The sequence below is a fragment of the Streptomyces sp. NPDC102270 genome (genome assembly GCF_044766405.1).
GTDB lineage: Bacteria > Actinomycetota > Actinomycetes > Streptomycetales > Streptomycetaceae > Streptomyces.
In genome coordinates, this window is sequence record NZ_JBIWLX010000014.1 from 311,898 (window position 1) to 325,499 (window position 13,602).

Annotated in this window: 12 protein-coding genes and 1 pseudogene; 9 read left to right on the forward strand and 4 right to left on the reverse strand. The window is 72.1% G+C overall.

Translation table 11 applies throughout. The features are described 5' to 3' along the window. Positions 1-53 precede the first annotated feature (53 nt). The 6 genes from ACIRP7_RS29840 to ACIRP7_RS29865 all read left to right on the forward strand — a co-directional run bounded on the left by ACIRP7_RS29840 (position 54) and on the right by ACIRP7_RS29865 (position 7,307). On the forward strand, positions 54-2,138 hold the full coding sequence (locus ACIRP7_RS29840) for an autotransporter (RefSeq protein WP_403665472.1): 2,085 nt from the start codon (positions 54-56) through the stop codon (positions 2,136-2,138). 362 nt (positions 2,139-2,500) lie between these two features. Continuing rightward, the gene (gene mmuM / locus ACIRP7_RS29845) at positions 2,501-3,442 is read left to right on the forward strand and encodes a homocysteine S-methyltransferase (RefSeq protein ID WP_403665474.1); all 942 of its coding nucleotides are present in this window, start codon (positions 2,501-2,503) and stop codon (positions 3,440-3,442) included. A 277-nt stretch (positions 3,443-3,719) separates the two neighbouring features. After that, positions 3,720-3,914, forward strand: coding sequence for an antitoxin (locus ACIRP7_RS29850; RefSeq protein ID WP_403665476.1), 195 nt, complete (start codon positions 3,720-3,722; stop codon positions 3,912-3,914). A 186-nt stretch (positions 3,915-4,100) separates the two neighbouring features. Next, on the forward strand, positions 4,101-4,394 hold the full coding sequence (locus ACIRP7_RS29855) for a hypothetical protein (protein WP_403665478.1): 294 nt from the start codon (positions 4,101-4,103) through the stop codon (positions 4,392-4,394). A 217-nt stretch (positions 4,395-4,611) separates the two neighbouring features. Then, entirely contained in the window at positions 4,612-5,616 is a 1,005-nt protein-coding gene (locus ACIRP7_RS29860) for a TIGR03885 family FMN-dependent LLM class oxidoreductase (protein WP_403665480.1), read from the forward strand. Next, positions 5,607-7,307 (forward strand): alpha-amylase family protein, encoded by a 1,701-nt coding sequence (locus ACIRP7_RS29865; protein ID WP_403665482.1) that lies wholly within the window; start codon positions 5,607-5,609, stop codon positions 7,305-7,307. Before ACIRP7_RS29860 ends, ACIRP7_RS29865 begins: the two co-directional genes overlap by 10 nt. A gap of 61 nt (positions 7,308-7,368) precedes the next feature. On the opposite strand, the gene ACIRP7_RS29870 is transcribed toward ACIRP7_RS29865, so the two are convergent. Together ACIRP7_RS29870 and ACIRP7_RS29875 are read right to left on the reverse strand one after the other, a co-directional pair. Further along, positions 7,369-7,533, reverse strand: coding sequence for a hypothetical protein (locus tag ACIRP7_RS29870; RefSeq protein WP_403665484.1), 165 nt, complete (start codon positions 7,531-7,533; stop codon positions 7,369-7,371). Between the two features lie 206 nt (positions 7,534-7,739). After that, complete coding sequence (locus ACIRP7_RS29875; RefSeq protein WP_403665486.1) at positions 7,740-9,326, reverse strand: carboxylesterase/lipase family protein; 1,587 nt, start codon at positions 9,324-9,326, stop codon at positions 7,740-7,742. Positions 9,327-9,735: 409 nt separating this feature from the next. Between ACIRP7_RS29875 and ACIRP7_RS29880 the strand changes: the two genes are divergently transcribed. Then, positions 9,736-10,779, forward strand: coding sequence for a LacI family DNA-binding transcriptional regulator (locus ACIRP7_RS29880; RefSeq protein WP_403665488.1), 1,044 nt, complete (start codon positions 9,736-9,738; stop codon positions 10,777-10,779). A 158-nt stretch (positions 10,780-10,937) separates the two neighbouring features. Further along, entirely contained in the window at positions 10,938-11,360 is a 423-nt protein-coding gene (locus ACIRP7_RS29885) for a helix-turn-helix domain-containing protein (protein WP_403665490.1), read from the forward strand. A 33-nt stretch (positions 11,361-11,393) separates the two neighbouring features. Here ACIRP7_RS29885 and ACIRP7_RS29890 read toward each other — a convergent pair whose 3' ends face one another. Both ACIRP7_RS29890 and ACIRP7_RS29895 read right to left on the reverse strand, forming a co-directional pair. Then, positions 11,394-11,933, reverse strand: a complete 540-nt coding sequence (locus tag ACIRP7_RS29890; protein ID WP_403665492.1) for a peptidoglycan-binding protein — start codon at positions 11,931-11,933, stop codon at positions 11,394-11,396. Between the two features lie 216 nt (positions 11,934-12,149). Next, the gene (locus ACIRP7_RS29895; protein WP_403665494.1) at positions 12,150-12,809 is read right to left on the reverse strand and encodes a ThuA domain-containing protein; all 660 of its coding nucleotides are present in this window, start codon (positions 12,807-12,809) and stop codon (positions 12,150-12,152) included. 314 nt (positions 12,810-13,123) lie between these two features. Here ACIRP7_RS29895 and ACIRP7_RS29900 point away from each other — a divergent pair. Continuing rightward, positions 13,124-13,510: pseudogene (locus ACIRP7_RS29900) on the forward strand (VOC family protein); the annotation flags it as partial. Positions 13,511-13,602: the final 92 nt, after the last annotated feature.

Genomic DNA, 13,602 nt, shown 5'->3' on the forward strand with positions numbered 1-13,602 from the left:
TTCTGCCTTCCAGATTTCTGTTATCGGCCCGACCTCCGCGCGTCTCCGATCATGTGCGCAGCCAAATCCACCAGACAGCAGCGACCGTGGGCGTCCTCGTCACCCTCCTGGCCTGGGCTCCCCCGGCTCTGGCCGCCGGCCCCCGGGACGCCACCGCCGACGTCCTCGCGGACCGGGACGTCACCCTGACCGGCGACACGGTCGTCACCGTGCCGCCGGGGACGACGACGTACGACGGGGTCTTCCGCGGCCAGGGCACGCTCACCGTGCGCGGCAACGGGACGCTGGTCCTCACCAAGGACAGCGACTTCACGCTGCCGGGGTCCCGCCAACGGCAGTCCGTACGGACACTGGGCGGCAATCACCCGTACGTCACCACGACCCGCCCGGATCCGCCCGCGGTCACGGTCGAGCGCGGGGCGACCCTCCAGTACGGCAACGGGGGGACGACCGGCCTGATCGGCCACTTCCCGTACAACACACCGGCGTTCCGGCTGAACCAGGACAACATCCGGGTCGACGGCACCCTGCGGCTGTCCCTGAAGAGCGCCTACAACCTGGGCACCGTCAGCGGCTCCGGCCTGATCACCCAGCCGCGCTTCCTCTGGGGCACCTGGGACCTGACGTCCGGTCCGTTCGCGGGGGTCATCGACAACGGCACGCAGGCCAACGCCGGGCGGCCCGAGTACGCGACCGAGCTGCCGAACCTCCGCAAGGTGCTCAACCAGGGCACCTGGACCGTGGACACCCCGCTGGGGCAGACCGTCACCCAGCGGATGGACTTCTACCAGCGCGAGTACGGCAGCGACATCAACGTCCAGTCCCGGCCGGGCGGCAAGGTGATCCTCACGGGCCAGTACAGCTGGTCGAACCAGGGCGGCGACACCGACCCCTCGCTCAGCGACCCCGCCCTGAACTGGACGCCGGCCACCAAGAACGTCAACAAGCGCGGCACCAACATCAAGGGTGCGAACGTGCAGTGGGGCGACGGGACGACCCACAGGATCTTCATGCCGGGCACGGCACAGACGGTCTACATCAACCTGCTGGCCGCACGCTCCCGTTCACTCCTGGCCTTCGACTACAACGGGCCGGTCACCCTGGGCGCCCCCATCGGCGGCGGCCGCTTCCACGACACCCTGTCCGCGCCCGGCGCGGGTGACATCGTCATCAAGGGAACGAAGGGCAATGACGTCACCTTCGCAGCCGTCCAGTACTACGACGGCTCCACGACCGTCGAGAAGGGTGCCGTGCTCCGGCTCGGGAACGGCAGGTCCGGCGGCGACGGCGGCCTCTACACCGGGGGCGCCCACTACCAGGTCGTGAACGACGGCTCGCTCGTGCTCGACAACGCGGCCAAGTCCCTCACCCTGCCCCGGATCAGCGGCAGCGGCTCCCTCACCCAGGCGGGCAGGGCGACCACGACACTGACCGGAAGGGCGGTGACGTACTCGGGGACGACGACGGTCGCGAAGGGGACGCTCGCCCTGCGGTCCGGAGCAACTCTCGCTCACAGCAAGGGAATCCGGCTCAGCTCGACGGCCGCACGGCTGGACGCGGGCTCGGCCGGCCTTCGCGTGGTCTCCTCGCTGTCCGGCAAGGGCACGGTGAAGGGCGCGGTCACCAACGAGGGTGTGGTGACGGGCGGCCTCACGGTCAACGGCGGTTACACGCAGAGCGCGAAGGGTGAACTGGTCCTGCGAGGGGGTCCGTTGAAGGTGACGGGCCCGGTACGGCTCGCCGGTGAGCTCGACTTCTCGGCGGCCGGGACCGACCCGGCGCGCAGGATCACCGTGCTGGACAACAAGGGCACGTCGAAGACCAAGGGTGCCTTCAAGGGGCTGAAGGAGGGCACGCGGCTCAAGCTCGCCGACACGACGTACCGGATCACCTATCGGGGCGGCGACGGCAACGACGTCGTACTGACCGCCGTCTCGGCAACCGCGTCCCCGAGCGTCCGCTCCGCCACGACGCCGAGGGCAGCGGCCGTGGCACCCCACACCACGGCCGAGGTGGCCGAGGGGCTGGGCTGGTGGCCTTACCTCCTGGCGGTGGGGCTGCTGGTCGGCCTGGTGATCCCACCGACGGTGAGAAGGCAGGGCAGGCAACACCGGGGCGGACGCCACGCGGCGCAGTGATCGGTGCCGGGGCGGGGCGGGAAAAGCCGGCCGCTCCTGGAGGCCGTCGATCGACCTGTGCTCGGCCGCCCTGCTTCCTCGACCGTAGTTCCCGTGCCGGGTCTCCCCGGGCAGCCGCCCACGGTCCGGTGATGTCCTGGGTCCGGGTGAGGCCCTTGAGCGCCGCTGTCCGCTCCACGCGGGAACCCGGCCCGTGCCTGGGGCGGGGACAGGGACGGCGCCGAAGCTCTCCGCCGCTTCGGCCGCCACGAGGCCGGTGTCCAGGTCCGGCATGCGGGTGAGCGTGGTCCCGCATGCTGGTCCCGGTGTTCGCGGACCGGACAGCCGCGGCCGTCTTCCGGCCCTTCGGTTAGCGTCGAGGCATGACCAGCGACACCCCGGAAGTCCCCGACGCCCTCACCCGCCCCTTCGCCGAGGCCCTCGCGGCCGGCCCGGTCGTGCTCGACGGCGGCATGTCCAACCAGCTCGAGTCCGCCGGGCACGACCTGAGCGACGGACTGTGGTCGGCGCGGCTGCTCGCGGAGCGGCCCGAGGCGATCACCGAGGCGCATCTCGCGTACTACGAGGCGGGTGCGGACGTGGCGATCACGTCCAGCTACCAGGCCACCTTCGAGGGGTTCGCCAAGCGCGGGATCGAGCGTGAGCGAGCGGCGGAACTGCTCGCCCTGAGCGTCGAGCTGGCGCGGGAGGCAACGCGGCAGGCCCGGGCGAAGGGGGTCCGGCGGCCGCTGTACGTGGCGGCCTCGGTCGGGCCGTACGGCGCGATGCTCGCGGACGGCTCGGAGTACCGGGGGCGCTACGGCCTGAGCGTGGCCGAGCTGGAGGCCTTCCACCGGCCCCGCCTCGAGGTGCTCGCGGCGGCCGGGCCCGACGTCCTGGCCCTGGAGACGATCCCCGACAGCGACGAGGCGCAGGCGCTGCTCGGTGCGATCCGTGGCCTCGGTGTCCCGGCCTGGCTCTCCTACTCCGTCGCCGGCGACCGCACCCGGGCGGGCCAGCCCCTGGAGGAGGCGTTCGCCCTGGCCGCCGACGCGGACGAGGTCATCGCGGTCGGCGTCAACTGCTGTGTGCCGGAGGACGTGGACCACGCGATCGAGACGGCCGCGCGGGTCACCGGCAAGCCGGTCGTGGTCTACCCCAACAGCGGGGAGTCCTGGAACGCGGGGGCGCGCCGCTGGGAGGGACGGTCCTCGTTCACGTCGGACGAGGTCATGGGGTGGAGGGAGTCGGGCGCACGGCTGATCGGGGGATGCTGCCGGGTGGGCCCTGAGGCGATCTCGGGGATTGCGGGAGCGGTGCGTTAGCGGGAACGGTGCGCGTTTTCGCCCCGGGGGCTGTTGTCCGGCGCTGTTGCATTCGTCGTGGTTGCTCGCGGGGTTCCCCGCGTACCGCGGCCGGCCGCCAGGCGTCGAGGGGATTGCCGTCGCCGGCCGGCAGGATGGGCTGCTCGGGCCGCTGCTCGTCCACGAGCAGCATGTCCGTCCGCGTGGTTTGCCCGCCGGTCCGTTCGGGATGATTTGCCCCGGCTCCACCGGGTACTCGCCCCCGGGTACGAGCACGCGCTATCGCGGGAGGTATCCCATGGGCAAGCTGGGCGACATGGCGAACAAGGCCAAGGCAATGGCGAAGGGCCACCCGGACCAGGCCGACAAGGGCGTGACGCGCGCTGAGCGCGTGGTCGACGAGCGGACCGGGAACAAGTACGACGCCCAGACCGACAAGGCCGCCGACGCGGCCCGTCGCTCCTACCGGGACAGCGGTACGACGGAGCGCTGACGCGCATGACCGACCTTCGGCCCCCGGCGCACAGCGCCGGGGGCCGAAGACATGTGGTCGGCTCCGGGGCCTTTGCAAGGGGTGACGGCCGTCAAGGACGAACCGGCCCGAGGTCGTCGTCCACTGCCCGCTGCGACAAGTCCACTCGGGCTGATCGAGAGGAGAGATCGGGGGTACACGGCCCGCATGGCACCGAAGAACGATCACTCCAAGCTCCAGCGCGCGGTACGGCAGATGCGCCGCATCCGAGCCTTCTACGCGCTGGGCACTCTCCTCTGGGCGGCGACCGCCGCCTGGGGAGGCCGGCAGAACTTCGGCAGTCGGCAGATGTGGGTGCCCGTACTCCTCTTGGTCGTCTTCGCCGGCCTGCTGTCCGCGACAACCCTGTGGCTGCGGCAGCACCGGTCCGAGAACGCCGACCGGCCCGCCCAGCACGCCGCTCCACGGAGGCCGGCCGTGCGTCGCCACGCCAGCGCCTGACCTCCGGACCTGCGGACCCGCGGCGGCGCTCGGCCGGACACGAAGCCGTCGGCGTCGAGGGCCGCCCCCCGTGGACGTCCTCCGAGGACACCTCCCGAAGCCCCTCCCCCCGCCCCTCGACTCCACCACACGCATCGTGCGGCGCAGGAGTTCCAGCGGCGCCGAGACCCGGGAGTCGGCACCCGCTGAGTGACCGTCCGGCGGGTAGTCGCTTGCCATGACTGTCTACGGATTACACGCCTCGCACGAGCAGATCCCGCCCGCGGATCTGCTCGACGCCGTGGTACGCGCGGAGCAGGCGGGCTTCACCGCCGCCATGTGCTCGGACCACTTCTCGCCGTGGAGCGTGCGTCAGGGGGAGTCCGGCTTCGCCTGGTCATGGCTCGGAGCCGCTCTCCAGGCCACCGACCAGGTGCCGTTCGGTGTGGTGAACGCGCCCGGCCAGCGCTACCATCCCGCCGTCGTCGCCCAGGCGATCGCCACCCTCGCGTCCATGAACCCGGGCCGGTTCTGGACCGCGCTCGGCACCGGAGAGGCCTCCAACGAACACATCACCGGCGCGGGCTGGCCCCGCAAGGACATCCGTTCCGCGCGCCTGCGGGAGTGCGTCGACGTCATCCGGGCGTTGCTGCGGGGCGAGGAGGTCAGCCACGACGGGCTGGTGACCGTGGACCGGGCCCGGCTGTGGACGCTGCCGCCCGAGGAACCGCCGCTGATAGGAGCCGCGTGCAGCACTGCCACCGCGGCCTGGTGCGCCGAGTGGGCGGACGGACTGATCACGGTCAACGCCCCGCGCGAACGCCTGCGCGAGATCATCGGCGCGTACCGTGAGGCGGGCGGCCGTGGACCCCTCCACCTCCAGGTGCACCTGAGTTGGGCGCCCGACGAGGCAGAGGCGCTCGCCCTCGCGCACGACCAGTGGCGGACCAACGTGCACGCCCCACCGGTCAGTTGGGACCTCGACTCCGCGGAACTGTTCGATGTCGTCAGCGAGCACGTCACCCCCGAGCAGGTGGCGCGCACGGTCGACGTCTCCTCCGACCTCGGCCGGCACGCCGCCCGGCTCCAGGAGTACGCCGACCTGGGGTTCGACGCGGTGATGCTGCACCATGTGGGCCGGGAACAGACCGCGTTCATCGACGCGTTCGGCGCCGAGGTACTGCCGCGACTCGACGTGACCCGCCCGATCCCCGCCACGGCGAAGGAGTACCGATGCGTCTGACCCGCACGTCCGACCTGTGGTGGAAGAACGCGGTGGTGTACTGCCTGGACGTCGAGACGTACCAGGACGGCAACGGCGACGGCGTCGGAGACTTCGCGGGGCTCACCCAGCGCATCGACCACCTGGTGCGCCTCGGCGTGACCTGCGTGTGGCTGATGCCCTTCTACCCCACGCGGGAGCGCGACGACGGCTACGACATCACCGACTTCTACGGCGTGGACCCGCGCCTGGGCACCCTCGGCGACTTCGCCGAGTTCGTCCGCACCGCGCGCGACCGCGGCATCCGCGTGATCGCCGATCTCGTCGTCAACCACACCTCCGAGGAGCACCCCTGGTTCCAGGACGCCCGCTCCAGCCGGGACTCCGCCCACCGCGACTGGTACGTCTGGAAGGACGAGCCACCGGAGGACGGCCCCCAGGGCGTGGTCTTCCCCGACGCGGAGGACAGCCTGTGGGAGTACGACGAGGGCAGCGGCCAGTACTACCTGCACCGCTTCTACAAGCAGCAGCCCGACCTCAACGTCGCCCACCCCGAGGTCCGTGACGAGATAGCCCGCATCATGGGCTTCTGGACCCAGCTCGGCCTGTCCGGCTTCCGGGTCGACGCCGTGCCCTTCCTGCTGGAGACCGACGGACAGAGCGACGCGGGGGAACTGCCCGACCCGCACGAGTACCTCGCCGACCTGCGTGCCTTCCTCGGCCGCCGCAACGGCGAGTCGGTCCTGCTCGGCGAGGTCAACCTGCCCTACGACGGCACCACGCGCTTTTTCGGCGACCCCTCCTCGGACCGCGGCGACGAACTCACCATGTGTTTCGACTTCGTCGCGATGCAGCAGATGTACCTGTCGATGGCACGCCACGACGCCAGGCCGCTGGCCGCCGCACTGCGCGACCGCCCCGCGGCGCCGCGCGACGCCCACTGGGCCATGTTCGTGCGCAACCACGACGAACTCACCCTCGACAAACTCGGCGACGACGAACGGGCCGAGGTGTTCGCGTCCTTCGGCCCGGAGAAGGACATGCAGCTGTACGACCGAGGGCTGCGGCGCAGGCTCCCGCCCATGGTCGACGGCGACCGACGCCGCGTCGAACTGGCCTACAGCCTGCTGTTCACCCTGCCGGGCACCCCCGTGCTCTTCTACGGCGAGGAACTCGGCATGGGCGAGAACCTGGCCGCGGAGGGACGCCAGGCCGTACGCACCCCGATGCAGTGGACCCCGGAGAAGGGCGCCGGGTTCTCCACCGCCGAGCCGGACGCCTTCCCCAATCCGCTGGTGGACGGAGCGTTCGGCCCCCAGAAGATCAACGTGTACGAGCAGAGCCGCGATCCTGCTTCCCTGCTGAGCCGCATGCGTCTGTTCATCGAGCGCTACCGCGAGGCCCCCGAACTGGCGTGGGGCGACTACCGCTTGCTGAACACGGGAGAGGACGCGGTCCTGGCGCACGTCTGCCGCGCCGGCGACGGCACCGTGCTGGCCGTCCACAACTTCGCGGACCGGCCTCACGCCGTACGGCTGGAACTGGCCGAGGCCGGATGCGGCGGACGGCTGACGGACCTGCTCGACGAGGGACACACCGGTCTCAAGGCAGGTGAGGACGGCCTGTTCCACGTCGACCTGCCCCCGTACGGCTATCGGTGGCTCCGCGTCGGCACCCCGGCGGACGACCCCGAAAGCATCGCGTCCGGCTGACAACCTGCGAGTGGCGGCCCCGAGCGATCGCCGGGGCCGGCCCGGTGTGCCGCGCCCGGGGTCAGCTCTGCTTCAGGGCCTGGTCCGGCCGTCGGCCACCTGGCCTGCCGGAGGGCCGTCGTCCGGCTGCGCGCTCGCGGCGGAACGGAGCCTTGACCGTCATGTCGAGCCGGCGGCGCAGGCGGCCGTCGTCGTCGAACCGGTCGTCGTGCGGGGCGGGGATCACCAGAGGGCGTGCTGTGTCGACGATCCGGTCTTCGGCAGCCGGGACCTCGCGGGAGGTGTGCAGGACCGGCTCGCGGCGCCCGGTAGATGCTTCTGACCACCGTGCACGTCCCGGAGGACCCCGCCGAGTACCTCCTGCTGTGCATTCACGTGATGGCCCGGGACTCGGTCGGGGCGACCGGCAGCTGAGGCCCGGGCGGCCCGCCCTCAGTGCCGCCGCGCGAGCCCCGAGCGCCGCAGCCGTCGTACGACCGAGCGCAGTTCCGCCGTCCGTGCCGGCCAGCCCTCCGCCGGTTCCGACACGGGCGCCGTCTCCTCGGTCGTCGGGTCCGCCGTCCACACCGCGAAATCGCCGTCCCGAGGGCCGGACGCGACGTAGGGGTCGCCCTTGCCGAAGATCTGCACGGGGTGGGTGCCGTCCCAGGGCTGCCAGCCGGGGTCGCCGTCGGCGGCGAAGCGCACCCATGCCCCGTGCATGGCGTCGGCGAGTTCGGTCGGGGTGCCCTCGCCCGCGAGCTTGGCGGACTCGGGGGTGTCGCCGGTGTCGAAGACGAAGCCCAGTTCCAGGCCGTGGCAGGCGCCGAGGTGCAGCAGGTGGGAGGGCCACGCGAACTCGTAGACGTACGACGTGCCCGGGCGGGCCTCGGCGAGGCGGTGCAGCGGTATCCGGAGCAGATGGTCGGTGACCATCTGGCCGACGGTCTCGGCGGTGCCGGCGTCGGGGTGCAGGGCGCGGTAGCCGCGGACCACCTCGGAGCCGCAGTGGCAGCGGGCCATGGCACCGGCGAGGGCGACGGGGCCGAGCCGTTCGACGCGCTCCAGGAGGCCGCCGGGGACGAGCCACAGGCGGTACTCCTCGCTGGTCCAGCCCAGCATCAGCTCGACGTCCTTCGCGACGCCGGCACCCGGGTCGGTCAGCGCCTCCAGCGGATCACGGGGCACGAGGTCGCCGTCGACCACGATCCCGAAGGCGGGACCGCCGAGGACCGGGCTGCTGAGCCGGCCCACCTCGGCCTGGGTGCGCAGCAGCAGGTCACGGTCGATGTCGGCGAAGGCCGCCGCGGTCGCGGAAACCTTCAGCCGGGTGGCCATCCGGCGCACCATCCGCCGTACCTTGTCGCGGTCGCCCACCTCGGGCGGCCCGCTCTGCAGGACCGCACGCCGCACCAGCCCCTGGGCCTGCGGGGCGGCCAGCAGGGCGCCGGTACTGATCGCGCCGGCCGACTGCCCGGCCAGCGTCACCCGCCCGGGGTCGCCGCCGAAGGCACGGATCGACTCGTGGACCCACGTGAGCGCGGCGAGCTGGTCGCGCAGGCCGGCGTTGGCGGGAGCGTCCGGGAAGAGGCCGTAGCCCTCGACGCCGAGGCGGTAGTTGACCGAGACGAACACGACGCCGTACCGGGCGAAGGAAAGCCCGTCGTACACCGGCACCGCGGAGGATCCCCTGGTCAGGGCGCCGCCGTGCAGCCACACCAGGACCGGGAGCCGGGCGCCGGGGCCGGGCTCGGGGGTCCACACGTTGAGGTTGAGGCAGTCGTCGCCGGGCACGGACGGGTCGGAGAGGTACTGCGCGAAGGCGTCGGAGTAGGGCGGTTTCGGCGCCGTCGGCCCGAAGTCGACCGTGTCGCGGACACCGTCCCAGGGCTCGGGCGGCTGCGGCGGCCGGAAGCGGCGGGGGCCGAAGGGCGGGGCCGCGTACGGGATGCCCCGGAAGACCGCGACGCCGTCCTCGTACCGGCCGCGCACGTGCCCGTACGGCGTGCTGACCACGGGGTCCGACTGGACTCGTGTCATCCTCAGCCTCCTCACCGCACTACTGCACCATGAACAACAGAGCACCACATGTCGGCTCCGTATTCCGGGGCAGAGCATGGTTCGGCCGCTACTCGGCGTACATGGGGGTGCCGTGAATGCGCCGGATGAACTCATCCGTGCAGCTGCCGAGAGCATCTCGGGCCAACTCGCGGGAGAGAAGCTTCATCCGCGACTGAGACACCGGCAGGCACACAGATGACGGCGGCCTCGAGGCCGCCGTCATCTGTGTGTACGCGTTCGACGTTTCGAAAGTCAGGAGGACCTGAATAACCGCCAAGCACGACCACTTCCCGACTTCATCGGGCGAACCTAGGGTAGGAAGCGCTTACTATTTCCGCGCTGGTCGAAACTTTCATGGCCCTCGGGCGGGCCGGAGAGGTGGTTCCCGATGGTCCGCACGGGGAGTGCGAGCGTGGCGGCCGGTCCCACGCTGGCGGTCGTGGCCCGAGAGGCGGGCGTCTCGGTGCCGACCGCCTCCAAGGTGGTCAACGGCCGCGAGGACGTGGCTCCCGAGACCCGCCGCCGGGTCACCGAGGCACTGGACCGGCTCGGGTACGTCCGCAGACCGAGGTTCGACGCGGCGAAGTCGTCGAGCCTCGTCGACCTCGTCGTGCACTCGCTGGAGACCTCCTGGTCGGGGGCGGTGCTGCACGGGGTGGAGGCGGCCGCCCACGACGCGGGCCTGGAGGTGGTGGTCTCGGCCGGCCTGCCCCGGAACCGGGCGGGGCGCCCGGATCGCGGCTGGATGGACAAGCTCACCGCCCGCGGCTCCTCGGGGGTGCTGTTCAACCTGGCCGAGCTGACGTCGTCGCAGTACGGCTGGCTGGACCAGCAGCGCATCCCGTACGTTCTGATCGACCCGGATCTGGAGCCGCCGCCGGGCGTGGTCTCGGTGGGTGCGGCGAACTGGCAGGGCGGGGTGACCGCGACCGAGCATCTACTGGCGCTCGGCCATGAGCGCATCGCGGTCGTCGCCGGTCACCAGCGCAGGATGTGCAGCAGCGCGCGCGTGGCGGGCTACCGTTCCGCGCTCGCCGCGGCGGGGATACGGCAGCGTCCCGAGTACGTCCGCCACGCCGGGTTCGACGAGAGCACGGCCCGCCGCCGCACGCTGGAACTCCTCGATCTGCCCGAACCGCCCACCGCGGTCTTCGTCTGCTCCGACCACATGGCCCTCGGCGTGTACGGGGCCCTGGCCGGACGCGGCCTGCGCGTCCCCGACGACATCAGCGTGGTGGGTTTCGACGACCTCCCCGAGGCCCGCTGGACCACTCCGGCCCTCACCACGGTCCGTCAGCCCCTGTCGGAGATGGCGGCGACGGCCCTGCGGCTGCTGGTGCGCATGGTGGAGGGCGACCGGCCGGAGAGCACCCGGACCGAGCTGTCGACGCGGCTGGTGGAGCGGGCCAGCACGGCCCCGCCGCGCGACTGAACGTCGACCGGCCGCAGGGGCTACCCACCGCCGGATTCGTTCAGCTTCGGTCATCCGCGGGCGAGGGGAACTGGCCGGGGCAAACGGGCGTCGAACGATGCGGCGGGGAGGGGGGCCGCTGCCCCTGCCGGGTGGCGGCGAGCACTTGGGGGACGACCATGACGCGCTGGCGGCCGCTGCCGGACTCGCTTCCGAGGGAGGCGCGGCATCTCGTCGAGCAACTGCGGCACCTCAAGGACCGTACGGATCTGAGCCTCGCCGAGCTGGCCCGGCGCACCGCTTACAGCAAGTCGTCCTGGCAGCGGTATCTCAGCGGGGCCAAGCAGCCGCCGCGGGGTGCGGTGCAGGCGCTGTGCCGGGTGGCGGGCGCGGACCAGGCGCGGCTGCTGGCGCTGTGGGACCTGGCCGACCCGGTGTGGCCGTACGGCACGCTGGTGACCGCGGTGGTGCCGGAGGTGGCGGTGGCGGTTCCGGCCGGTCTCGAGTACCGGTGGTGGCGTACGGCGGCGCTGGTCGCGTTCGCCGTCATCGTGCTGCTGGTGGCAGGGGTGCTGTGGGCGTGGCCGTCGGGGCGCGGGTGACCGTGCGGCCGCCCGCTCCCGCGCCGGCCGGGGTCAGCCGACCTGGTCGTAGTACGCGTTCCGCCAGGGGCCGGTGCCCTTGAGCTTCACCCGGTACTTGCCGCTGATCCGCTTGAAGTCGACGTCCCGCTTGTCGCCGTGGTAGCGGACCTGGCCGCCCGAGAAGGGGCCGTGGAGCCACTGCTGGGCGAACTCCCAGCTCTGGTCGGTGACCACGCCGTCGTTCTCCGTGAGGCCATAGCGCTCCTGCCACCACTGGGTGGCCGACTCGGTCCGCGCGCCGAAGGCACCGTCGATCTGGTTCCTGGAGTAGTTGTGCCAGTCCCCGTCCTCGTCCTGCCACTTGGCGCCGTCCGCGTACAGGACGGACTGCCACAGGGCCGTGGCGTTGCTGTTGGTGTGGTCGTCGACGCTCAGGTCCTCCTCGTCCTGCCAGTCGTCGCTGACCACGCCGTTGCCGTCGATGCCGTGGTACGAGTCCGCGTCGGCCGCCGGCGCCACGGCGAGGCCGAGTGTCCCGGCGCCCAGCAACGCGGCGGTCACCGTCGCGACGGCCCGCTTGCGCATGCTCATGGAAGTCTCCCTTTCCGAACCGCCGTGGTTCCCCCCGTGGTTCCCCCTGGGGCGGTTCGCTCCGCTCGAACACGGCACAGCCTCACAGTGCCGGGGTGCGCACGGCGAGGGCTGCCGCCGTCCCCGGACCGGCCGGGGACGGTCCGTGCCGGGTACGGCGGTGCGGTCCGGGAGCGCGGGCCGTACGGGGACCTGCCGGGACGGGACGGGACGGGCTCAGGCCCCGCTCCGCCCCAGGCGTGCCGCCCAGGTGATCCCGCCGAGCAGATGGGCCCGGAAGTCCGGGTCCGCGTACACTTCGGCGGCATGCCCGAGCGCGGTGTAGAAGACCCGGCCCGCGCCCTGTTCCCGGCACCAGACCAGCGGATGGTCGGCGCCCATGCCGCCGCCTTCGTACGAGGACTCGTCGGCGCACGCCAACACCCGTACGGACCCTCGGGGGTTGGTCCGGAAGTCGTACCACTCGTCGGTGAACTCCCATACCGCGGGGAGGTGATGGGTGGCCGGGTGGTCGCGGTCCTCGACGCGGACCCTGCCGGGCTGGAACGCGGGGTGCCTGTCGAACCGGGCGCCCAGCAGCTCGCCGTAGTAGGGCCAGGTGTACTCGGTGCAGGCGGCCGCGTGCACCCCGACGAATCCGCCGCCCGACTCCACGTGAGCGGCCAGCCGCTCGCGCCCCGCCGGGGTGAGGATCTCACCGCTGGTGGAGAGGAAGACGACGGCGGCGTACCGGTCCAGAGGTTGCTCCAGGGCCGCCGGGTCCTCACTCGCGTCCACCTCGAAGCCTCCCAGGGCACGGAGGGCGTCGACGGCGGCCGGGATGGAGTCGTGGCGGTAGGCGGTGGTGCGGGTGTGGACGAGGAGTCGGGGAGCCATGGTCCGAGCGTAGGCCGGTCTCGGGAGCACCCGCCCGAAGGCGTCCGGTTCCGGGCGACACCACCTGTCCGGAGATCATCGGCCCGGACCCGGAACAGCCGGAGCCGATGAGCCCGCGCCCCTTCGGCGTCGCCACGCTGTCCGGCGCCCGCGGTCACTTGGGAGATCAGCCCGCCCGAACCGGCCGTGGCGGTGGCGGCGGCCCCGGCCCGGTGGTGACGACCCCAGCCAGATCCGTCCCCTCCGCATCGCCCCCGGCCGGTGTGTCCGATTCCTTCAAGACCGGGCGTCGAGGCGCTGCCTACGGTGGGGGCATGACTCCACGATTCGACGCCATCGGTCTGGTGGCCTCCGACATGATCGCTTCTGTCGCCTTCTACCGGCGGCTCGGGTTTCCGTTCCCCGAGGGGGCCGAGTCGCAGCCGCACGCGGAGGCCGAACTGCCGGGCGGGGTGCGGCTGATGCTGGACACCGAGGAGACGGTCCGCTCCTTCCACCCCGGATGGCGGGCACCGGCCGGCGGCAGCCGCACCGCGCTCGCGCTGCGCTGCGACAGCCCGGCCGAGGTCGACGCGGTGTACGAACAGCTGGTGGGCGAGGGTTTCCACGGTGAGCTCAAGCCGTGGAACGCCGACTGGGGCCAGCGGTACGCGTCCCTGCACGACCCCGACGGCAACGGCGTCGATCTGTACGCCCCGCTAGCTGTACTGACCCGTGAGGTTGGGGACGCGGCTGGCGGGTGGTTGGCCTTTCAGCGCGGTGTGTCCGCGGTGGTGATTGTAGGTGTGTAGCC